The organism is Streptomyces sp. TRM68416 (assembly GCF_014596915.1).
In the GTDB taxonomy this organism is placed as follows: Bacteria; Actinomycetota; Actinomycetes; order Streptomycetales; family Streptomycetaceae; genus Streptomyces.
The window spans coordinates 33,898-54,220 of record NZ_JACVWU010000035.1 but is presented as its reverse complement, the minus strand read 5'-3'; the positions used below and the strand labels follow the sequence as shown (position 1 = coordinate 54,220).

27 protein-coding genes and 1 pseudogene are annotated in these 20,323 nt (G+C 73.1%); 14 read left to right on the top strand and 14 right to left on the bottom strand.

What is annotated here, in order from left to right; genetic code table 11:
* Positions 1-13 precede the first annotated feature (13 nt).
* From ICC28_RS37015 to ICC28_RS36975, 9 genes are all read right to left on the bottom strand, one after another.
* A complete protein-coding gene (locus ICC28_RS37015; RefSeq protein ID WP_188293235.1) occupies positions 14-508 on the bottom strand; it encodes a hypothetical protein in 495 nt (164 codons plus the stop codon).
* A 71-nt stretch (positions 509-579) separates the two neighbouring features.
* Entirely contained in the window at positions 580-1,365 is a 786-nt protein-coding gene (locus ICC28_RS37010; protein ID WP_188293234.1) for a hypothetical protein, read from the bottom strand.
* A gap of 76 nt (positions 1,366-1,441) precedes the next feature.
* Positions 1,442-2,047 (bottom strand): DUF4326 domain-containing protein, encoded by a 606-nt coding sequence (locus ICC28_RS40925; RefSeq protein WP_223190494.1) that lies wholly within the window; start codon positions 2,045-2,047, stop codon positions 1,442-1,444.
* A gap of 37 nt (positions 2,048-2,084) precedes the next feature.
* Positions 2,085-2,978 carry a hypothetical protein gene (locus ICC28_RS37000; RefSeq protein WP_188293233.1) on the bottom strand — a complete coding sequence of 298 codons (894 nt, stop codon included), beginning with the start codon at positions 2,976-2,978 and terminating at the stop codon, positions 2,085-2,087.
* Between the two features lie 43 nt (positions 2,979-3,021).
* Entirely contained in the window at positions 3,022-3,465 is a 444-nt protein-coding gene (locus ICC28_RS36995; protein WP_188293232.1) for a hypothetical protein, read from the bottom strand.
* Positions 3,462-3,884: a hypothetical protein gene (locus ICC28_RS36990; RefSeq protein ID WP_188293231.1), complete on the bottom strand. Its 423-nt coding sequence runs from the start codon at positions 3,882-3,884 to the stop codon at positions 3,462-3,464. The genes ICC28_RS36995 and ICC28_RS36990 overlap by 4 nt, the downstream gene beginning before the upstream one ends.
* Entirely contained in the window at positions 3,881-4,081 is a 201-nt protein-coding gene (locus ICC28_RS36985) for a hypothetical protein (protein WP_188293230.1), read from the bottom strand. The genes ICC28_RS36990 and ICC28_RS36985 overlap by 4 nt, the downstream gene beginning before the upstream one ends.
* Positions 4,078-4,383, bottom strand: coding sequence for a hypothetical protein (locus ICC28_RS36980; protein WP_188293229.1), 306 nt, complete (start codon positions 4,381-4,383; stop codon positions 4,078-4,080). Before ICC28_RS36980 ends, ICC28_RS36985 begins: the two co-directional genes overlap by 4 nt.
* Positions 4,380-4,982 carry a hypothetical protein gene (locus ICC28_RS36975; RefSeq protein WP_223190492.1) on the bottom strand — a complete coding sequence of 201 codons (603 nt, stop codon included), beginning with the start codon at positions 4,980-4,982 and terminating at the stop codon, positions 4,380-4,382. Before ICC28_RS36975 ends, ICC28_RS36980 begins: the two co-directional genes overlap by 4 nt.
* Positions 4,983-5,216: 234 nt before the next feature.
* Between ICC28_RS36975 and ICC28_RS36970 the strand changes: the two genes are divergently transcribed.
* The 12 genes from ICC28_RS36970 to ICC28_RS36915 all read left to right on the top strand — a co-directional run bounded on the left by ICC28_RS36970 (position 5,217) and on the right by ICC28_RS36915 (position 13,561).
* A complete protein-coding gene (locus ICC28_RS36970; protein ID WP_188293228.1) occupies positions 5,217-5,723 on the top strand; it encodes a hypothetical protein in 507 nt (168 codons plus the stop codon).
* The gene (locus ICC28_RS36965; RefSeq protein ID WP_188293227.1) at positions 5,723-5,899 is read left to right on the top strand and encodes a hypothetical protein; all 177 of its coding nucleotides are present in this window, start codon (positions 5,723-5,725) and stop codon (positions 5,897-5,899) included. Before ICC28_RS36970 ends, ICC28_RS36965 begins: the two co-directional genes overlap by 1 nt.
* Positions 5,896-6,318, top strand: a complete 423-nt coding sequence (locus ICC28_RS36960; RefSeq protein WP_188293226.1) for a hypothetical protein — start codon at positions 5,896-5,898, stop codon at positions 6,316-6,318. The genes ICC28_RS36965 and ICC28_RS36960 overlap by 4 nt, the downstream gene beginning before the upstream one ends.
* Positions 6,318-6,497 (top strand): hypothetical protein, encoded by a 180-nt coding sequence (locus tag ICC28_RS36955; protein ID WP_188293225.1) that lies wholly within the window; start codon positions 6,318-6,320, stop codon positions 6,495-6,497. The genes ICC28_RS36960 and ICC28_RS36955 overlap by 1 nt, the downstream gene beginning before the upstream one ends.
* A gap of 3 nt (positions 6,498-6,500) precedes the next feature.
* Positions 6,501-7,160: a hypothetical protein gene (locus ICC28_RS36950; RefSeq protein ID WP_188293224.1), complete on the top strand. Its 660-nt coding sequence runs from the start codon at positions 6,501-6,503 to the stop codon at positions 7,158-7,160.
* 17 nt (positions 7,161-7,177) lie between these two features.
* Positions 7,178-7,615: a hypothetical protein gene (locus tag ICC28_RS36945; RefSeq protein ID WP_188293223.1), complete on the top strand. Its 438-nt coding sequence runs from the start codon at positions 7,178-7,180 to the stop codon at positions 7,613-7,615.
* Positions 7,606-8,841, top strand: coding sequence for a hypothetical protein (locus ICC28_RS36940; RefSeq protein WP_188293222.1), 1,236 nt, complete (start codon positions 7,606-7,608; stop codon positions 8,839-8,841). Before ICC28_RS36945 ends, ICC28_RS36940 begins: the two co-directional genes overlap by 10 nt.
* 6 nt (positions 8,842-8,847) lie before the next feature.
* The gene (locus tag ICC28_RS36935; protein ID WP_188293221.1) at positions 8,848-9,492 is read left to right on the top strand and encodes a hypothetical protein; all 645 of its coding nucleotides are present in this window, start codon (positions 8,848-8,850) and stop codon (positions 9,490-9,492) included.
* Entirely contained in the window at positions 9,489-9,872 is a 384-nt protein-coding gene (locus tag ICC28_RS36930) for a hypothetical protein (protein WP_188293220.1), read from the top strand. Before ICC28_RS36935 ends, ICC28_RS36930 begins: the two co-directional genes overlap by 4 nt.
* Positions 9,869-10,912 (top strand): hypothetical protein, encoded by a 1,044-nt coding sequence (locus tag ICC28_RS40920; RefSeq protein ID WP_223190490.1) that lies wholly within the window; start codon positions 9,869-9,871, stop codon positions 10,910-10,912. The genes ICC28_RS36930 and ICC28_RS40920 overlap by 4 nt, the downstream gene beginning before the upstream one ends.
* A complete protein-coding gene (locus tag ICC28_RS36920) occupies positions 10,909-12,045 on the top strand; it encodes a hypothetical protein (protein ID WP_188293219.1) in 1,137 nt (378 codons plus the stop codon). Before ICC28_RS40920 ends, ICC28_RS36920 begins: the two co-directional genes overlap by 4 nt.
* A 232-nt stretch (positions 12,046-12,277) precedes the next feature.
* On the top strand, positions 12,278-13,561 hold the full coding sequence (locus ICC28_RS36915; protein WP_188293218.1) for an exonuclease domain-containing protein: 1,284 nt from the start codon (positions 12,278-12,280) through the stop codon (positions 13,559-13,561).
* Between the two features lie 86 nt (positions 13,562-13,647).
* Here ICC28_RS36915 and ICC28_RS36910 read toward each other — a convergent pair whose 3' ends face one another.
* From ICC28_RS36910 to ICC28_RS36890, 5 genes are all read right to left on the bottom strand, one after another.
* Entirely contained in the window at positions 13,648-14,091 is a 444-nt protein-coding gene (locus tag ICC28_RS36910) for a hypothetical protein (RefSeq protein WP_188293217.1), read from the bottom strand.
* A gap of 1,631 nt (positions 14,092-15,722) precedes the next feature.
* The gene (locus tag ICC28_RS36905) at positions 15,723-16,523 is read right to left on the bottom strand and encodes a hypothetical protein (RefSeq protein ID WP_223190488.1); all 801 of its coding nucleotides are present in this window, start codon (positions 16,521-16,523) and stop codon (positions 15,723-15,725) included.
* Positions 16,524-16,542: 19 nt separating this feature from the next.
* Positions 16,543-17,454 (bottom strand): aldo/keto reductase, encoded by a 912-nt coding sequence (locus ICC28_RS36900; protein WP_188293215.1) that lies wholly within the window; start codon positions 17,452-17,454, stop codon positions 16,543-16,545.
* Complete coding sequence (locus ICC28_RS36895) at positions 17,451-18,623, bottom strand: cupin domain-containing protein (protein ID WP_188293214.1); 1,173 nt, start codon at positions 18,621-18,623, stop codon at positions 17,451-17,453. Before ICC28_RS36895 ends, ICC28_RS36900 begins: the two co-directional genes overlap by 4 nt.
* 19 nt (positions 18,624-18,642) lie before the next feature.
* Positions 18,643-18,792 carry a hypothetical protein gene (locus ICC28_RS36890; protein WP_188293213.1) on the bottom strand — a complete coding sequence of 50 codons (150 nt, stop codon included), beginning with the start codon at positions 18,790-18,792 and terminating at the stop codon, positions 18,643-18,645.
* A gap of 271 nt (positions 18,793-19,063) precedes the next feature.
* Here ICC28_RS36890 and ICC28_RS41615 point away from each other — a divergent pair.
* Both ICC28_RS41615 and ICC28_RS36885 read left to right on the top strand, forming a co-directional pair.
* Positions 19,064-19,210 (top strand): annotated as a pseudogene (locus tag ICC28_RS41615) (helix-turn-helix domain-containing protein); the annotation flags it as partial.
* 84 nt (positions 19,211-19,294) lie between these two features.
* Positions 19,295-20,293: a hypothetical protein gene (locus ICC28_RS36885; protein ID WP_223190486.1), complete on the top strand. Its 999-nt coding sequence runs from the start codon at positions 19,295-19,297 to the stop codon at positions 20,291-20,293.
* Positions 20,294-20,323: the final 30 nt, after the last annotated feature.

Here is a 20,323-nt window from a genome sequence, read left to right as displayed (position 1 = left end):
CCAGGTCCAGCGCCTACGGCAGGGGGGCACCCTTCTCGCCCGCAGGCGGCTGTGCCACCACGGTGTCGCGGCGGGCGTCCCAGCCGGTGCAGTGCGTCGTCTTCCGGCCGTCCTGGTCGAACCGGACGGTGATGTCCCACACGGGCCAGGTGCCGAGCGGGCGCGGGCCGCGCTCGATCGCGAGGACCTCGTACGCGCTCGCGGCGTCGCCGTGGTTGTACCGGCCGCCGACGACGCGGGGGCCGATCTGGGTGGCGATCCACTCCTCGTAGGTCATCTCGAACCCCTCCTCGCGGTCGCCCAGCAGCTCGGCGGGCATCGTGCCGTCGCACTCGTTGCAGTTGCTGCGGGCGGAGGGGTTGACGGTGCCGCAGGCCGCGCAGGTCCACGACGGGCAGCCGCAGTCGTGGCAGGCGTCGTACGTCGCCGGGTTGTCGGCTCCGCACGTGCAGCCCCACGCCGTGCGCGAGCGCTTCGCGGCGGCAAGGTCGGTCTCGTAGGTACCCATGGATCTCCTTCTCGTGCGGGCCGGGGGAGTCCCGGCCCTGAAATGTGGTCTATCTGGCCAGATAAACCGCGCTACACGGCCCGCAGGCGGCGCGGGGAGCGGGCCGGGGGCGGGTTGCCCGGGTCGGGCCAGTCGTCGGCGGAGAGGCCGTACGTGGGCGGCTTCCAGCTCGCCGGGGCGTAGTGCCGGTAGACGTCCTCCCACGGCGCCTTGAAGTACGACGGCAGTAGACCGCCGCGGTTCGGGATCGGCTCGGGCGCCGCGGCGTTCTGCTCGCGGACCTGCTCGGCGACGCGTTCGGCGTGGTCGACGTGCCGCTTGCAGAACCAGTGCGGGAGCACCCAGCCGGTTCGCGGGTCCAGCTCCAGCACCTTGTGGTGGGAGTCGGCGCCGCAGATCTGCCGCTCGTTGCGGACGTCGACCGGAGGGACGTAGCCCGGGTCGACGTGCACGACCGGCTCGGGCAGTGGCCGCAGCGGCACCGCGGCCGCCGCGTCCCCGCTTGTGGCGGTTCGGCGCGGCCGGTAGACGTACGGCCGCAGGCGCGGCGCCTCGCAGCCCGGCGCCTGCCCGGGGCCCCAGTCGGCCGCCGTACGGGGCGGCTCGTAGCGGGGCGCGTCGTCGGCGACCAGGGCGTCGAACCGGGGGCGTCCGGTCGCTGTGCTCCGGCCCAAGGCCCGGGCGGCGGTGTTCAGCACGCGCCCGGGGTCGCCCGGGGCGACGAAGAGGGCGTACGCCACGGCCAGCAGCAGCTCCCGCGCCGGCGGGGCGGCCCGGCGGTCGCCGTAGATCCGGTGCACGGTCTTCGCGTGCGTCTCCGCCCGCTCCAGCCGGGGGAGTTCGTCCGGCGCGCTCACTCCGGCTCCCCGTCGGCGGGCCGGGCGACGAAGGACAGGCGCGCGGCGCGGTCAGTGGGGCTCTCCTCGGGCGCGCTCACGCGAACACCTCCACCAGCCGGACCGTCACCGCGTCCTCGTGCAGCCGCTGACGCTTCAGGTAGTGGTTCCAGGTGCGGTTGTCGCAGCGCTGGGGGACGCCGTCGCCCGGGTCGAAGTCGACCAGGCAGTCGAGGTGCACGTCCTGTGTGAGGACGGCGGTCAGGTCGTTGGTGTCGTACATCGGCTCCAGGCCGTGGAAGACGCGCTGCCGGTCGACCCGGGCGCGCGCCGAGGCAGTGCGCACCTCCAGGGCGAGCGGGGAGAGCGCGGCCCACTCCAGCAGCACGTCGCCGTGGCACGGCTCGCCGGGCTCGCACGGGCAGGCCAGGTCCATGCCCGACAGCTCCGGCAGCCGGGCGAGGATCTTCTCCCGGCGCCGGTCGCTCTCGTCGGCGGTCCAGTTGGCGCGGCTTCCGCGCAGCCACGGACGGAACTCGGCGACGGCCGTCGCGCGGGCCTCCGGCTCCTTGTAGCCGATGTCCATGAGCTGCGCGACGGTGAACGGGTTGCCGAAGCCGGAGGTGCGGTCCACGATCATGCACCGTTCAGGCTTGCGCCAGCCGCGGTCGCGGCGGCGCTGGATGCGGGTGCAGGTACGCATCGGATACGGTCCTTTCGCTGGTCAGATGCGGGAAGGGTCAGTGCGTCGGCCGCGCGTGGATCGGGATGTGGATCTCCCCGCCGCCGCAGTCGAAGTCGGACCACTCGTGCTCGGGGGCGAGCGCCCATCCGTTGTCCGTCGCGGCGCGCACCGTCTCCTGGACCGCCTCGCTCCTGCTGGCGTAGTCCCCCAGGGCCACGGACGCGAGCGGCATGCCGAGGTCGGCGGTGTAGGTGTCCACCGAGGCCAGCCACCTCCCGCCGCTCTGGAGGAGCAGGAGGTGCGTGGCCACCAGACCGGCGCGGGCGGCGAGTTCGAGGTAGCGGGCGTGGTCGGTCTGCATCACCAGCCCCTCGTACTCCGGGAAGTAGGCGGCGAGGTCCTGGTGCGCGTCCTGGTCGCCTTCCTGCGCCTTGCGCAGTACGGCAACGGCGTCTGCGATCCTCTCGGGGGCGAGGGCGTCGTTGGGGGCAGTGGCTGTTGCCGCCTGCGTGACGCTCTCCCGGAGCAGGGCGGGGACGGGCGGACGCGGAACGGCGGGGAGGTTCCAGTTGACCCACTGGCCGTTCTCGACCGAGCCGACCTGCACCATCACCGGACCGTCGTTCTCCTGCCGGGCGTGGGAGATCCACACCCGAGTCTCGTTGTAGACCGTGGGGTCGATCGTGGGGTCGGCGAACTCCGTCTCGAACGGTGTGACGGTGAGGTCGTCCTCGCGCTGGTACGCGGCCACGAGGCGGTCGAAGTCCTCCTCGGCGGTGGCGAGGAAGTAGGCGTGCCGTCGGGTCGGGTCGGTGACGCAGGCGAAGCGGACGTTCGGTGCGGGAGGCGGGTACACGGTGGCTCCTGTCGGGGTGGGTTCGATGTGGTGCACGGCGGTGAAGTCGTCGGGCATGCGCCGGTTGGCCGGCCGCAGCGCGTTCCGGGTCATGCAGGTGCCGACGTCGGGCACAACAGGAAGCCCGTGGTCGCCGTCACCCCTGCCTTCCGGTCATCCGTTCCACGGCGGCCGCCAGTTCGCCGCGCTCGGCGGCCTCCTCCGCCTCGGTCAGCCGCCGCAAGGCGTCCGCGACGGTGACCTTCGGGTCGACGCGGGCGGCCTCCGTGAGCGGCTGGTTCAGCGCCTCGTACCCGGTGGTGTAGCCCTCGTGGTAGCGGCACAGCCGGTCGAGTTCGCCACAGGCCGGGCAGTTCTCCCAGTCGGCGGCGTCGTACGGCTCGATCTCCATGGGCACGTCGCCGGTGGGCGGCAGCTCCAGCGCGGCGTGCGGCCGGGCAACGCCGAGGACGCGCTGGGACCAGTCCTCGGGCAGGGCGCGCACCTGCATGGCGAGCGCGGCGGCGATGGCGGGCTGGTGCTCGATGAGGTGCTGCCACAGCGTGTCTGCCGTGGTCAGAGCGTCGGTCGATAACGTCATGTCCTCTCCTTCGGGACGGAGTTGGCGGGGGAAGGCAGGTTGATGCGGACCCGGGAGGCCGGGCGGGCACGGCCGCAGACGAGGCAGTCGGCGTCCGCCCGGCGGGCGTTGTTGGTGTCGCAGTCGGGGCACTTCCAGGCGGGTTCCGTCGGCGCCCCCTCCGGCTGCACGCGCAGGTCGGGAAGACCGTGCTCGCGCATCACGTCGGACGCGGTCTCGATCAGGGCGCCGGACAGCTCGATCTCCAGCGCGTCGACCACCTCCGGGTGGTCCTCGGCACGGTGGCCCCACTCGGCCAGGAGGTTCGCGGCGACGTCGCGCATGCCGGTCATCGGCGACCAGTAGCAGGCCCGCAGCCACTCGAACTCGCCCCGGGGCAGGCACACGTACGCCGGGTCTTGGGTGATGTCGTAGGTCATCCCAGCCCCCAGCGGCGCCCGACGAGGTAGCCCAGGACGGCACTGCCGCTGATCTGGACGACCAGCCAGAGCGCGCACCCGAGCAGGAGGCGCGTCCAGGACAGGTCATCGCCGCCGGGCAGCCACACGGCGGCCGCCGCGGCGATGCCGAGCAGTCCGGCTGGCAGCACCGCGAGCAGGATCACGCGGGGGCTCATGCCTGCCCCTCCTTCGCGGTCTCGGGCAGCGGCTCCCACTTGCCGGTCAGCCGGTCCAGGGCCACCCACGTGCCGTCCGCGCGGCGGTCGGCGTAGGCGTTGGTCTGCTGGCTGCTCGCGGTCCACACGGAGACGCCGCCCGGGACACCGAGGTCGTCCAGGAACTTCCGCGCCTCACGGAAGGTGGTGGAGCGCTGCTCGCGCCCGGCGCACCGGATGACCTCCCCGTCCGGCTTGGTCCGGGTCGTGCTCTCAGTGGCGTAGAAGACCCGCTTGGCGTTGCGCGGGATGCGGGTGGTCACGGCTGCTGGCCCTCCTCGTTCTGGTCGTCGTCGGCCGGGGCAGGGAGCGAACCCCCTTCCAGGTCAACGAGGTTGTGGCCCTTGAGCATCGACGGGTCGGGCGCCCAGGACATGGACGTCTTGCCCGCGCCGCTGAGGTGCAGACCCGCCGCCCGGGCGGCCTGCTGCGTGGAGGCGAGGCGGGCGAAGGCCGAGCGGAAGATGGGCACGAGGTCCCGGCTCATCACGTACGCCTCGGCCTTCTGCCAGGACGGGTGATCGGGGTCGTCCACCTTCTCGATCGGGGCCGGGGTGCCCTCCGGCCACCACCCCTCGCGCACCCCGCGCGGCATCGCGCGGGACAGGGCGACGGTGGGACCGTTGAGCTTGCCGAGGGCCGCGCGCAGGGTGTCGGCGTCGGCGCGGCCGTCGCCGTCGACCACGACGAGCCGGGCGAAGGTCCGGGCGCCGGCGGGCAGGGAGCGGAGGTAGCGCTCGGCGCGCTCCGCCGTCCACCCGGTCTCGACCGTGCGGATGGTCAGGTTCGCGCCCTGCTGCGCGGCGAGGCTGAGCACCTCCCGGGCGAATTCCTCGCTCGCGCCCTCAATGGTGATCTTCATGCGAGCCTTCCGACGAATTCTTACCCCGTTCTCCGGGGTCTGCTCACCGAGTCTGCCCCTCCGGCCCCTCCCTGTCTACACCCCGGAGAATCTGGCCAGAAATCTAGACACGTTCGGGTGATGCGGTAGCCGTCGGCATCTCGGCTCGGATAACGTGCCATATCCGAGGCGACAACCCGGACATGACGCCGCGTCAGCGCACCGGCCCGCCGAGACGAGAGGAATCGAACGCCTGTGTCATCCGCTCCCGAACCGCCGCGGCTCCACGTCGTGGACCTCACCGCCGCCGACGGCGAGGCCGTCCTCGCCTTCCTCGCGCCGCGCCTGCGCGCCCAGATGGACGCGCACTACGGCACCGAGACCCACAAGACGGCCTCCGCGCTGGACGCCCTCCTGCGCAGCGCGGAGCACACCGTCCGCCACCAGTCCCAGGCGCTGGCCGCGGACAGCTTCCACGACGGCCGCGCGCGGCTGCGCTGCCTCCACGCCCTCCAGGACGCCTGGAACACGCTGTGGCGGGCCGTCTTCCCGTGGCGGGACGAGGAGGGCTACGACCACGCCCGCTGGGTGCACGTCGAGTACCACGACGCCGAGGACGCCGCGCGCTACGACGCGATGAAGGCGGAGGTCGCCGCGGAACTGGACGCCGAAGCGGCGGCCGCCGACCCGGGGGCGGACACGTTCGGCGCCGGCGAGACCGGCGTGGACACCTACCGGCTGGCCCGCGGGAGGAACGCGTGATGCCGACCTTCCTGATCGTCACCGCCGTGGCGGCCGCCGCGTTCATGGCCTGGTTCTGCGTGGGCCTCATGCGGATGCACTCCGGGCGGGCGAAGAACGTGGTCGAGGGGATGACGCCGCAGCGGATCGTCTACCGCCGCCTGAGCCGCCAGATCCGACGGGAGCACGGCCGATGAGCGCCCCCGCCGCGACGCCGGCGCTGAACGTGCCGCTCATCCTTGTCCCTGGACAGCCGAGCAGTTTCTACACAGTCCACATCCACCGTGTTCGCTGGGATGACGCCAAGCTCAAGGAACTCGGCTCCCGCTCCATGGTGGCGCTGCAGGATGCTGCCCGCGAGGACCTGCCCCGCGTCTCCGGGTGTATCTCCGCGGAACTCATGGATGTCGACCTGGCCGTCATCCACCACCCCGACGGGGCCACGGCCGTGGCGCGCGTGCTATGCGAGTCCGAGTCCTGCACCCTCGCTGCTACGCGCCACCAGCGTGATGCTGGCGAGGAGTCTGCTGCAGAGTCCGCCCGGGATTGGGCAGCCGAGAAGCTAGGGGCTCGCCATCTGCAAATCCTTCGTTCGTGCGATGAGTTGAGCGCCTGATGCCCGGCGAGACGCAGGCAACTCCCCTGTGCCCGGGGCAGCTTGAGCTGTTCCGCATGCGGAGCCGCCCGCACCTCACCCTCGACTACGTCCGCCCCGACGGCGGCCCGCTCACCGCCGCCGACTTCGACCACCTCGCCCGGATCGCCCGGGCCGCCACCACCCGGAAGGGCGACTGACGCATGCCGCTGAACGTGCCCGTGACCCTCACCGTGCCGCCGACAGACCGGTCGTTCACGGTGCACACCGAACGCCAGCGCTGGAGCGCCGAGCAGCTCGCCGCCGAGCCCGACGGCCGCGCCGCGCTGGAGGCGGCGGTCCGCGAGGGTGTCCGCAAGGCCGCCGCCACCTGCGCCTACGCCCAGCTCACCGAGCCGGACATCGACACCGCCGCGCACCCGGACGGGTCGGTGACGATGACCGGCCGGGTGCTGTGCGATGAGGCCGACTGCCACACCGCCGCCCAGCGCCACCACTTCGACGCCGCCGAGTCGATCGAGGCCAGGGCCGCCGCCGACTGGGTCGCGCAGAAGGAACTGGACCTCGCCCCCGGCGAACTCACGGTCGTGCAGGAGCGCGTCGCCACCGGCCACGACCGGCGCCAGCGCCGCGCGTCGTTCGGCTTCGTGCTGGCCGGGGCGGTCTGCGCGGCCGCCGGCGGGGCCATGAGCCAGTACGACTACACCAAGCCCGAGGGCACCTCCCCCGGCACCAGCATCAACGTGTGGATCTGGACGAACGTCGACTCCCTCTGCAACCACCTGGCGTTCCCCGCGGTCATCGCCGGAACGCTCCTCGTCCTGTACGGCGTCGCCCGGCTCGCCGTCCCCAACGCCAAGTAGATCGAGAGGTCACCCCCATGCCGCCCGCACCGCTCACCCCTGACCGCCTCGGCACGGAGACGGACACCGAGGACTTCGCCCTGGCCGTACAGCTCGCCGCCCAGTCCGGCGGGCACGTCTCCCAGGCGACACTGCAGCGCCGCCTGCGCATCGGCTACCGCGCCGCCGCCGCGCTCCAGGACCGCCTGCTGGCCGACGGGCACCTCACCGGCACGGCCCTGGCCGCCGAACGGGAGGAGCACCGGGCCAAGGCGCTGCGGGCCCACTCCGAGGCCACCGCCGCGATGGCCGCCTACGAGGCGTCCGGCCGGTACGACCTGCCCCGCGACGGCTGGAGCTGCTACCAGGACGCCGCCCAGGCGGCCCGGGACGCGCTGGCGGCCGCGCGCTTCTACACCGCCCCCGGCGCCCCGCAGGCGCCCAACGCCGAGAGGCCGATCCCCACATGCCGCTGAGTGTTCCCCTGCTGCTGGTCCCGGGCGAGCCGGACCGCCACTACACCGTCCACCTGCACCGCGTGCGCTGGAGCGTCGGCGCGGTCTCCCGGCGGCTCACCGCCGACCACCTGAAGGCGCTGGAGGCCAACGCCCGCAGGTGCCTGCGGATGGTCTCCGAGTGCATCGCCGCCGAGCTGTCCGAGCCCGACGTCGAAGTCACCGAGAACCCCGACGGCTCCGCCGAGGCCGTGGCCCGCGTGCTGTGCACCGAGGACGAGTGCGCCGCCGTCGCCGAGCGCTACCGCCGCGACGCCGACGAGGACGCCGAGGCCGAGGCCGCCCGCACGTGGGCCGCCGCCCGGCTCCAGGACCAGACCGTGGAACTCCTCAAGCTCCGCGCCGAGCTGGAGAGGACCACCCCCGGCAAGACGGCCGCCGACATGCTCACCGCGCTGCTGGCCGTCCAGCAGGAGCGCACCGGAGGCGCGACCGACCGCGTCGTCCTGATGCTGGACGAGGCCGCCGCCCTGTTCCGGGAGGCCGGGCTGTTCCCCGACCGGTCCCCGGAGGGCGTCCGCAGAGAGCTGGACCGGCTGATCCGGCAGAACCGGGCTCCGTACCCGGTCGCATCCGACGACGACGCGGCCCCGCTCGTTGAGAAGCCGGGCAACGCCCCCCGCCTGGACCTGGACCAGGCCCTCAGCATGCCGAACTGGGCAGGCCCGGCATGGGGGTCGATGACCCCGAGGCTCACCGCCGAAGGGCGGGCCCACCTGGACCTGCCGAACGCCCGCTACATGGCGCCTGAGCACCTGGTGCGCGAGACCGAGACGCTGGCCCGTTCCGTCGCTGCGGGCGAGACCCGCAGCCTCGGCGTGCGGCGGCTCGCGGAGCTGTGCACGGAACTGGCCCGCCGCCACGGCGCCGAACCGCAGCCCCGGCCGTGCCCGGGCGGATGCACCGAGGACGACGACGCGGCCCACGACCTGGTGCACCGGACCGGGTACCGGCCCCGCGCCGTGCGGGCAGGGGAGGTACGGACCGCCCGCATCATCCTCGCGCCGGAGCGACGGGTGGACACCCTCCCGGCCGAACTCCCCGACGACGACCAGGCCTTCGTCCTCGTCTACCGCGAGGACACCCCGGGCCTCGCCCTGGTCGAGGCCATCCGCGCGGGCGACGACGAGGCCGCCCGCGACGCCGTCACCGGCGCACTGCGCTGGCTCACCGCGGACGGGAAGTGACGGCCGATGAGTAGTTCCGACGCCATCGCCGCCCACCTGGACTGGCAGCCGGTCGCCCACCGGGCGGACTGCGCCAAGCCCGTCTGGGAGATCGACCAGCAGACCGAGGCCGACAAGCGGCGCCCCCGCCGGGAGGGCCCGGAGCACTCCTGCCCCAACGAGGAGTGCGCCCACCGCGACCACTACGACCGGATCACCGTGCGGGTGCTGTGCCGGTCCTGCGGCACCGTCCACCTGATCAGCGGCGAGGAGTACACCACCCGGACGACCACCACGGTGCGCACCGGGTACGGCCAGCCCCCGAAGCGGGTGGCCGGGCTGTGGCTCTACCCCGGCCCGCCGCTGCTCGATCTGCGGGGGTACGACTCGCCCGGCGCCTACCTCTGCTCCCGGGAGAAGGTCGACCGGCTGTCGGAGGACGACATCGTCGGTGCCGTCACCGAGGGCCGAGGCAAGCGCGGCGGCACCGTTTGGTACGCGGCCATCGGGCCCGACTTCTTCCCGCCCTCCCGTGGCCTCACGGGCTACGCGACGTGGGCGAAGAACAGCGGCGAGAAGCCGTTCACCAGCGTCACCGCGGCGGCGAAGTGGGTGGCGGCGGAGCTGGACGCGGCCGCCGCGACCGAGACGAAGGAGGACCAGGAGCAGTGAGCGCCACCGAGCAGATCGACGGCACGACCGTCGTCACCACGTACTTCGAGGACCGGATCGCCGCGGCGGAGAAGGAGGTCGAGGATGCCCGGGCCGTGCTCGCCGCCGCCGAGGCCAAGGTCGAGCAGCGACAGACCGAGCGGGACACGTTCGTCCGGGACGGCTCTCTGCCCCCGGCCACGTACAACAGCGACACCGGTCAGCCGGAGTGGGAGTTGTGCCAGTGGGCGCAGACCCGCAGCGCCCGCTTGGCCTTCAAGGACCTGACGCCCGCCGGTGACACCGCCTTCAAGCGGCTGCGGGCCGAGGAGAAGGCGGTCCACCAGTGGCTGCGCGAGCACGGCCGCACCGTCCCCGCACCGTTCGGAGAGAAGGCATGAACGACCAGCACACCACCCCAGACGAGGCGTTCATGGCCGCCGAGATCCACCGGCCCGGCGACGTTCCGGCCGGCACGCCGCTCACCTCCCTCGCGCAGAAGCACGCCGAGGCCGGTCTGCGGCTGCTGAACAACCAGCTCCCCGACGACTTCCCGCACCAGGTCGACCGGGGCGACGCCGGGGACGCCCTGACGCAGCTCGCGTTGGGCGAGGCGATCCGCCGGACCGTCCGCAGCCAGCGCGGCAGCACGGTCGCGCAGGCGTTGCGGCTCGGGGCGACGTGGGAGCAGGTGGCGGCCGCGCTCGACACCACCGAACTCGCGGCGGCGGACGACCTGCGGGTGTGGGCGGAGGGGCAGCGCACCCTCTACCACCAGCTCCTTGCGGAGAACCCGGACAACCGGATCGGGCTGAACGACGACGCGTACCACGAGGTGATGCGCCAGGTGGCGTTCGCTCTGGGACAGGCCGCGGTCGACGCCCGCGACACCCACGCGGAGCAGGCGCCCCGGCTGCGGGCGGCGGTCGCCGCGGCGCCGATGGTCGACACCGTCGGGGAGCTGCGGGCCCTGCTGGAGCAGCTCCCCGACGAGATGCCGCTGTCCCTGGATGACCACCACCGGGCCATGCCCGGCGAGCCGGACCAGGTGCACACCATCCACCCCCGGCTGGTGGCCGTGGTCTCCGGGCTCGCCACCGAGGCGGAGAGCAAGCAGCCCGGGCTGATGCTCACCCAGGTGTACGTGCCCTTCCCCGCCGAGGACGAGGAGCAGGCCGCCGTCGCCACCCGCGACGACCTCCCCGCGTACGGCGAACTCCCGCGCGCCGCCTACCACCTGGAGCGCGGGGAGCTGCGCGCCGGGCTGAAGGACGTCACCGAGGTCCTGGAGGAGCTGGCCCACCTGGTGGGCGAGGTCGCAGCGGACTGCACGGAGCACGACGAGGACGGTTCCCAGCTCAGGGTCGAGGCGAAGCGGATCACCCACGCCGCCGAGCGGGTCGGCAAGCTCGCCGACACGGTGGAGGAGGTCGCCGAGTGACGACCACCCAGGAGCACGGGACCGAGCTGGAGCCGGTGGAGGTGGTCGACGCCGAGCTGGTCGAGGACGACGACGCCCCCGGCGCCGACGCGGTCGCCGTGCCCGACCCGGTGGACGCCGTCCTCAAGGCCCTGGACGCGAACGCCGAGGAGCACCTGAACGACATCCGGCCGAAGAAGACCAAGGACGGCTACGCGCGGGACTGGGAGATCTGGGGAGAGTTCCACGACTGGCTCGCCGAGCGGACCGGCATCCGCCTGCCGCTCAGCAAGATCACCGTGGGCACCTTCGTGTCGTTCGTGACCTACCTCGATCAGGTGGTCGAGGCCCCGCCGAACACCATCGAGCGCAGGATCACCGGCGTCACCTCGGAGGCCCGCAGGCACGGCTACACCGTGCCGAAGGAGGCCACCGAGGCGGCCCGGCGGGCGCTGAAGCCGCTGAAGCTGGACAAGCGGCGCCAGCAGCGCGGCCGCGGCAAGGCCGCCGCCGTCACCCCGAAGGACCTGCGGCAGATGGCCAACGCGCCGCGCGAGCGCGCACCCCAGCCCGGCGCCCGGCGGCGGCGCACCATCGTGGTCCCGGAGCTGACCCGGCTGCGCGACAAGGCGCTCAACTCCCTGAAGTTCGCGGTCGCGGGCCGCAACGAGGAGATGTCCGAGCTGGACGACCCGGACATCAAGCCCGTGGACGAGGGCCTGATGGTGCACGTGCCCTCGGTGAAGGGCCGTCCTGAGCGGGACGTGCCCGTCACCTACGGCGAGGACATCGACACCTGCCCGGTGCGCTGCTGGCGCGCGTACCAGGAGGCCAAGTTGGCCGCCGGTGCCGCCCCGGGGGGACCGGCGTTCCTGCCCGTCGACCAGTGGGGCAACCAGGGCACCGCCCGCCTGTCGCCGGACGGCGTCGGCCGGGCGCTCGCACGCTGCGCGAAGTACGCGGGTCTGACCGGGCGCCGGATCACCGGGCACTCCGCCCGGCGCGGTCTGGTCACCACCGGGCGCAAGAAGGGCAAGCGCGTCGAGAAGCTGCGCCGCCAGGGCGGCTGGTCGCCCAATTCCCCTGTGTTCTGGGAGTACGTGGACGAAGGGGAGGCGTTCGAGGACGCCGCGACCGAGGGGATCGGCCTGTGAAGTCGACTCCATCCCGCTCTGACGCCCGATCACGCCCGCCGGACGGCACAGGCCGCGGTGCCGTCCGGCGCGCACCCAGCGGACCCCCCCACTTCCTGCCCGCGCCGGTCGGTGCCGCGGGGAGCGGGGGTCTGGGGGCCGGCGAAGGCCCCCAGCGACCACTCTCCCCAGCCCACTTGTCAGTGCCGTGCGCTGTGCTGTGCCTACGACCGTCGATCGTCTGGAGGTTCTCGTGACCACGTCTGTGCCTGCAAAGTCGGAGTCCCTGCCCGTGTACGAGCGCAGGGACATCCCAGCGGATCAGCAGCACCTGCGGACGATGACGGAACTCAAGAGTCTGCGGTTGAAGCCAGCTCCCGGCCAGGAACCGGTGGCGTTCGTGCGTGTGTACCGGCGTGGCCACGGATGGGGGAACTTCCCGCTCTACGATCCGGCGGCCGCCGCGAAGATGCGGCCTCTGTCGGCGAAGCAGCAGGCTGCGAAGACCGCCCGCCGAACGTGCCCCAAGTGCGGCGCCGTGCGCAATCACGTCGTGCACGGGCAGTGCGGGCCGTGCCAGGTGCAGGAGCAGCAGGAACGGCAGGCTCTGCAAGCCCGGACCTGCTGGAAATGCCGCCGTGTATCGCTGGCCCCGTTCCGGAGTGGACAGAACGAGGAGCAGGACCGCTGCACGCCGTGCTGGGTGCTGTGGCGGTTGCAGAAGCAGTTCGAGGCTGAGCGGCTGGCCGTGTGGCGGCGTACCTGCCCGGGCCGGGACTGCAACGTGGTGACGGCCACCGACGAGGAGATCGCCGCCGTCCGGGCGGACCCCACCCACCGGGTGGGCTGGGTGCCGCGGTGGTGCCCGCCCTGCGCCGAGCGCGACGCGCGGGAACGCGCTGAGCGGCAACGGGCACAGGAGGAAGCCCAGCGGCAGGCAGAAGAACACCGACGCCGACGGGTCGCCGAACTGGTCGACTGGGCACAGACCCTGGTTGACGATCCGACGGTCGTCATCCTGGATTCGGAGACCACCGGCCTGGAGGAGGACGCCAGGATCGTGGACCTGGCCGTGTACAGCATGGGCGGGGACGTCCTCCTGGACACGCTCATCGACCCGGGCGTCCCGGTCCCCGCCGAGTCGACCGACATTCACGGGATCACCAACCAGATGACGACGGGCGCCCCCTCGTTCGCCGATGTCCTTCCGCGGCTGGGAGAGGTCCTGAAGGGGCGACGCTGCCTGATCTACAACAAGTCCTTCGACGTCGGTCGGCTGCGCCACGAGCTGACCGTGCACCACCGGCAAGCGGGTACCCCCGACCCGGCCGCAGCCGCGGCCGCCTGGATCAGCGGACAGCAGTTCGAGGACGTGATGCTGCCGTACTCCGAGTGGTTCGGCGACTGGTCCGACTACTGGGGCGATTACGCGTGGCAGCCCCTGTACGGCGGGGACCATCGAGCACTGTCGGACTGCCGTGCCGTAGTGGATCTACTGAAAGGGATGGCGAGGCAAGTCGACGCCGAGGCTGCCTGATCCGCGTACGTGGTCAAGGGCGACTGACACGGCGAAGGCCTCCGGGACGTTCCCGGAGGCCTTCGCCGTACGTACGCGCGGCAAGGTCAGAGGACGTCGCCCGACGTGCGGAGCCGTCCGGCTTCCGCGAGGGCCTGGTGCAGCGCGGCGGAGAGCGGGTCAGCCTCTTCCCCGGCGACGTCGGCTTGCTGTGCTGCGCGGCGGAGCCGGTCCTCCAGAAGCGCGCCCCGCAGCGCTGCGGAGGCACCGGCGGGCATCCCGGCGGCGAAAGCGACGACCATGCCGTAGAAGCCGTGCATCAGGTCGTCCAGGCACTTCTCCCCGTCCAGGTCGCCCGGGCTGCTCATGACGCTGCGGGCGAGGATCTCGGCGGCGGCGAGCAGTCGCCCGGCGGCGATGGCGGGCCGCTCGATGGCGCCGCCCCCATCGGGGTCGATGTGAAGCGCCCGCAGTGCATCGCTGATCTTCACGACAGCGTCAGGCAGTTCGGGAGCCTCATCAGCCGCGCCGGGGTGTTCCTGGTAGGTCATGGGCGGCAGCGTAGCGACCCCGCTCCGGCCGGCGCCGAGAGTCAGTGGACGAGGGCCGCTCTTGGAATACTGGCGGGCATGTCCGGCATCACCGACCTCCCGAGTTCCGCGCCAACCGCGCAGGACATCGCTCTCGCCGAGCGACTCGTCACCCTCGCCGGAGAGGCCCTGTCCGGGCCGACCGCACAGGTGGCCGACCAGCTCCGCGCCCACACCACGCACATCGCCCTGCTGGACCGCCAGGGCCCCGTCGTGGGGGCCGTGCTGAGCATGTGCCGGGCGGCGGCCGAACGCTGGCAGGCAGGCGGCTACGGGCACTTCAGCGTCGCGCGGCACATGCCGTCGGTGGCCCCGGCCCTCTCCAGCCTGCTCCAGGCCGCGGTCGACGGCGACGCCGACCCCCAGCTCCAGGACCGGGCCCGGCGTGCGTGCGCCGCCTCCACCGAGGACGCGCAGAAGCTGATCGCGATCAGCGCCGGTGTGCACGCGCTGCTCGAAGCGGGGCCCAGCCGCTTCCCCGCGAAGACCGTCACCGAGCCGATCGACCCGCGGCGCCTGCCCGATCTGCGCGCCCGGCTGGTCAGCGCGCAGCAGGGCAAGCCCGCCGTGAACCGGCTCGCCATCGCGCTGTTCGAGAACACCGGCACCCTCGTGCCGTACCTGGACGCCGCCGACGACGCCGCCCGGGTGCTGCTCGCGCAGGAGAACGACCGGCTCGCCAAGGCCCGGCTGTACCACGTGGACGAGGAGATGACCGAGGCCGCCATCCGCAAGGCGGAGCGCGGCCGCAAGGGGCCGCTGGCCCCGCACCGGGTGCCCGCCCGTCGCGGGTTCATCGCCTTCGGCAAGCCACTCGTGCGGACCGTCCCGGAGGGCGAGGAACGGCCGGCGGACGTGGTCGCGGTGTCCTGGGGGCCGTGGGCCGCCGACTTCGCGCACGCCCCCGCACACCTGCAACCGACCCCGGTGCCGGGGCCGCGTCAGCCGTTCTGGCGCTGGTTCGGCGTCAACGGCGTCCGGCACATCGAGGCCTTCGACGGCCGGGAGCATCCGACGTGGTGGCTGACCTTCTGGACCCGGCCCACCCACGCCGTGCCCGGGGCACCGCCGCTGATGGCCGACAACGAGACCACCATCGGCGCCACCGAGACGCCGGGCCCGATGCAGCTCGGCACCACCGACGAGGTCGCTCACGTCGTCTTCGCGTGCTGGGACTTCATCACCCAGGAGCAGGTCACCAAGCGGCCGATCACCCAACAGCGCGTCCAGCCGCGCAAGCCGACCGACCTGCGGCGCGACCGGCGCAAGGGGGTGGAGGACGACTCTGCCGTCCACCTCGTCACGCTCCGGGGCCGCCGCCCCCAGCCCGCGGAGTCGGCCCCGGCCGCGCCCATGCCGAGCGGGCGGAAGCTGGACTACCGCCAGGTGATCGCGGAGTACGACCGTTCCCACTGCATGAACCCGCGCCTGCACCGGGACGACCCCGACAAGGAACGCCACCACCACGAGGAGATCACCGTGATCGAGCATGTGCGTGGCCCCGACGGCGCCCCGCCGGGAGCGCGCGGGTTATCTGGCCAGATAGACCACCGACGGGGCGCCCGGCCGGAGAGTGGGCCGTCGGCGACCCGTTACGGGCAGCGGTCTCGGATCTCCCGCGCCCACTGCCGCAGCGGGTCGCCCAGGACGAGGTTGTCGCCGCGGTCGACGGTCTGGAGCAGCATGGCGCACACGGTCGCTTCGGCGGCGAGTGCCTCCGGGCCGCCGAGGGCGGGGAAGGTCTCGCGGACGCGGGCGGCGGTGGCCGGGCAGCGCAGGGAGTAGGCGTAGAGCATCGCGGCGTCGAAGCCGACCGGCGCGGCGCCCCAGCCTTCCCAGTCGAGGATGCGCAGCGGGTTGGTGAGGTTGGCCCAGTGCAGGTCTGCGTGGGCCGTGCTCCAGCAGGGCGCCTCCGGGGCCGGGACGCCTACGAACTGGGGGATGGCCCGCTGCATGTACTGCGTGCGGACGGCGGTGCGGTCGGTGGCGGCCGCCGCGAGCTTCTGGAGCGTCTCCGCGAGGTCCGTCCACCACTGGCCGGGCAGGTCGAGGTCCTGGTGGAGGATCGGGTCACTGGAGAGGACCGGTTCGCCGACGCGGATCGACAGCTCCGCCCGGTAGGCGATGCCGTCCTCGGTCACGTCGTGCAGGCCGATCAGCGCGGGGCGGTGCCCGTCGAGGCTGCCCAGTGTGTGCTGGGCAGCCCATGCGCCCTCCCACAGCTTCCCGGAGGCCTTGTCCTCCGGCACGGCCACCAGGCGCAGCCACGCGGGTGCGCCGGCGGCGGTGCGGGCCGGGGCGCCCAGGGTGCGCCCGGCCCATCCCCAGAACTCGCCGCCCTCTTCGACCGTCGCGGTCAGAGCCTTGGCCGCGCGGTGGTGGTGGGCGCGCATGCGCTGCTCTACGGCCGGGTCAGGCGGAGGCGAGTACACCAGTGATCTCCCGTAGTCGGGCGATGTCCAAGGGGGGCTCGGCGAGCGCGTCGGCCGCCTGCTGCCAGTGTGACGCACTGGAGGCGGACACGAGGACGTTCGTCACCCCTGGGCATGACGCCACGGCCAGCAGGCATGCCTGAGCGGGTGTCAGGCCCGGGCGGATGAGGTCGACCAGCTCCTTGCCGACCATCTCCGCCAGCTCGCCGCCGTGCAGCGGTGCGGACGCCATCACCCGCAGCCCGGTGCTGGCCGCGTCCCGCAGCGGGCCGCGCCCGTCCAGCACCTGCTCGATCGGCGCCATGCTGACCAGGCTCACCGGCAGTTGCACGGCCGTCAGATGGTGCCGGGCGCCGCCGGCCGCCTCGGTGGCCAGAGCCACCAGCAGCGGCACAGAGAACGCCCCATCCGTGAAGCCGTTCCAGGTGGCCACCCCGTATCCGCCGACGCGTCCGGCCGCCACCTCCTCCTCCAGAACGGCGAAGGCCTCCCGCAGCGTGCGGTACAGCGCGGCCCGGTCGCCCCGGTAGGCACGCTCGGGGTTGTGCAGCAGGACCAGGTCGAGGCGGGAGCGGCGCAGTTCGAGCCGGTTGCGCGCGACCTGCCAGCGCACATAGTCGGGCGCGAGGCTGTGGCCGGTCACCGCCTCGTCGGCGGTCAGCACTCCTGCCACGGCGGCGGCGCCGCCGGTCGCCGCGGTGAAGCACCCGACCTTGGTGGACACCCGGACGTGCGGGTGGACCGTCAGCACACCGGCCAGCAGGGACTGTGCCCGGCCCGCGCCGTAGTTGGGGGCGGTGTCGATCCACTGGGCACCGGAGGCGGCCGCGTACGCGGCCGCCTCCGCGATGTCCCGGCACCGGTAGGTCCCGAGGGCGATCCGTTCCGTCACAGCAGGTTCCCCACGACGGCGGCCTGACCGGTGACGATTTCCTGGACCAGCCCTGCGACGGCCGCAACGTCCAGGTCGGCGGCGGCCGCGAGGGTGGCCAGGGCCACGGTCTGGCCGTCGACCAGCGGCCGCAGCACCGGCTCGACGGCCGGGGCGAACTCGTACGCGTTGTCGGCGGCCGCCAGCGTCACCGCATCGTTGGAGACCTCCAACACCGCCCGGGCGGTCGTCAGCCGCACCCGCAGGTCGCCGTCGGCGGGGACGGGGCCGACGTACGGCAGGCTCGGCACCATCCGGCCGGGGGCCCGGCCGTCCATGGCCTTGGTGTAGCGGCTGATCAGGTGCGGGTCGGCGAGCCGTTCGGCCAGCAGCTTGCTCAGGCCGTGCAGGGCTTCCGCCTGCTCGGCGGGGGCGCCGAGGCGGGGCAGGTCCCGGCGCCATTCCTCGTGGTCGAGGAGCTGCTCGCACGCCCACGCGACCAGGTCGGTGGCCGTGTGGGTCTGGAGCCCGCAGGTGACGTGCAGGGAGCGGGCGCCTTGGTCGGCGGCGACCGCGTGCCAGATGCCGCGCGGCACGTAGAGGACGTCGCCCGCGTGCAGGACCAGGTCGGCGACCGGCTCCTCGGGCGGCTCGGCGGGTTGGGCGGTGTCGCGGTAGAGGGGGTACGGGCGGGTGGTGCCGTACAGGCGCCAGTGCTTGCTGCCGTCGAGCTGGACGACGACGGTGTCGTGGTCGTCCCAGTGGACTCCGAAGCCCTCGGTGCCCGTCCAGGAGGCGTACAGGTTGGCCTGGATGCGGGTCCGCAGGACGCGTTCGATGTCCTCGGCGAGGCGGGCGAGCGGGCGGTGCATCTCGTCCACGGAGTCCAGGACGAGGGAGGCGCCATCGGCGAGGCGGGCGTGCAGGTCGGCGGGCCGGAGCCGACGCCAGACCGTGTGCCGGCGAGTGGTGACCGGCTCGGTGTAGTCGCCGACGTGCAGGGGCGGGCCGTCGCGGTGCAGCCGCATCCGGGGCGGCTCCAGCCGCTGCGTGGCGAGCAGCTTGTTGAGGTCGTCCCAGGTCATCAGCCCGGCAACGTCTACGGCGGCAGGGAAGTGGCGGTAGTCGCGGTGCAGTGCCTGGGCGAGGAAGTCCTCGCCCAGGCACGCCGCGATCGACGTCGTCGTCATCGCGTGGCAGTCCGTTCCGTCAGTCGTTGCCGTCGCTGCGGCCGGTGCCGCCGCCGTCCGACTCGGCGGAAGCGGTCCGCGCCCGGGCGGCGGTGATCAGCGTCCGGGAGCGCACCAGGCCGCCGGACGTCGGGTCCTGAGCGGACTGGGGCGGGATGGGAACCGGCATGGAGTCCTCCTCCACTTCGATGGGCGGCCGGCGCCTTTCGGCTCGGCCAGGGCTCCGCCAGTGAACCCGCCGCCGACGCGGCCGGTAACCCGCAGCATGGGGCCCCCACCGTGGGGGTATCGTCTGCGCCGACGCTCCGTCACGCTGTGCGAGCTGAGGGGGACTTGTGGACGACTTAGCGCCGTCACCAGCTCAGGTTCCGGACCATCTGCTGCGCGATCCGGTGTTCGCCCAAGCTCTTCGTGAACGTGACTTCACGGCCGTGTTCGCCATGGCTCACCGGGCAGGGGTGAGCTACTACCGGATCGGTGAGGCCTGCGGCATGAAGCCCGAGCGGGTCTCCAAGGTTGCGAGGGGCGAGGCGTCAGTGACCGCCCTTGACACGATCGAGCGCGTTGCGGACGCACTTCGGGTTCCCGGTGCCCTTCTCGGCCTTGCTGCGCGACCCTGGGAGTACAGCTCCCCGACGTCCCTCCCGGAGCCCGACGATGGAGACGACCCCATGAACCGCCGCCAACTGCTGCGCGGCGGGCTCGCCGCCGGTCTCACCGGAACGGCGCTCGCCGCCCTGACCGACACCCGCCGCTCGGTGGACATGGCGCTCATCGCCGACAGCGCCCCGGCCGATCTGTCCGACCTGGAAGCGGCCGCCGAGACGTACGGCTACGGCTACCACGGCCAGCCGCCGACCCGGTTCCTTCAGGATCTGGTCGGCGACTTCGCCGACCTCCAGCCCTATCTGGCCAGCCCGCAGCCCGTCGCCACGCGGATGCGGGTCTGCCGTACCGCCGGGCAGATGGCTGGCATGGTGGCCGTGGTGCTGCACGACATCGGGGTGCGGAAGGAGGCTCGCGGCTGGTTCGCCACCGCAGCCGCCGCCGCAAAGGAGTCCGGCGACCGGCAGTTGCACGCCTGGGTGCTGGCCCGGGAGGCGATGGTGCCGCTCAACTACGGCGCCCCGAAGGCGGCGGCCGCCATCGCCGAGGAGGCCCGCCAGGTCGCCGGGGGCCGACCGACCGCCGCCGCCACGTTGGCCGCCGCCGTCGCGTCCCGGGCCTACGCCCTGTCCCACCGGCCGGAGCAGGCCCGCCGCGCACTCGCGGCCGCCGACACGTTCATGGAACGGCTCGACGCCGGCGCGCGGGCCGACACCTGGCTCACCCACGGCGAGCAGAAGCACCACGTCCACCTGTCCCATGCGCTCACCGCGCTCGGCGACACCCGGCGAGCCCGCGAGAGCCAGCAGCGGGCGCTTCAGCTCTCCGCGCCCACCAGCACCATGACCCGCGCCCTGCTGACCATCGACGCAGCCACCTGCACCCACCACGACGGCGACACCGAGCAGGCATGCGAACGCACCGTCGCCGTCCTGTCCGGCCTCCCGGACGCCTACCGCACCGGGCTCGTGCGCCGTCGCGCGCTCGACCTCTACCAGTCGATCCCCGCCCAGCACCACCAGGAGGCCGCCGTGCGCGAGCTGCGCGAGGCCCTGGTGGCCTGAGCCACGAAGCGACGAAGGCCCCGGACTCCG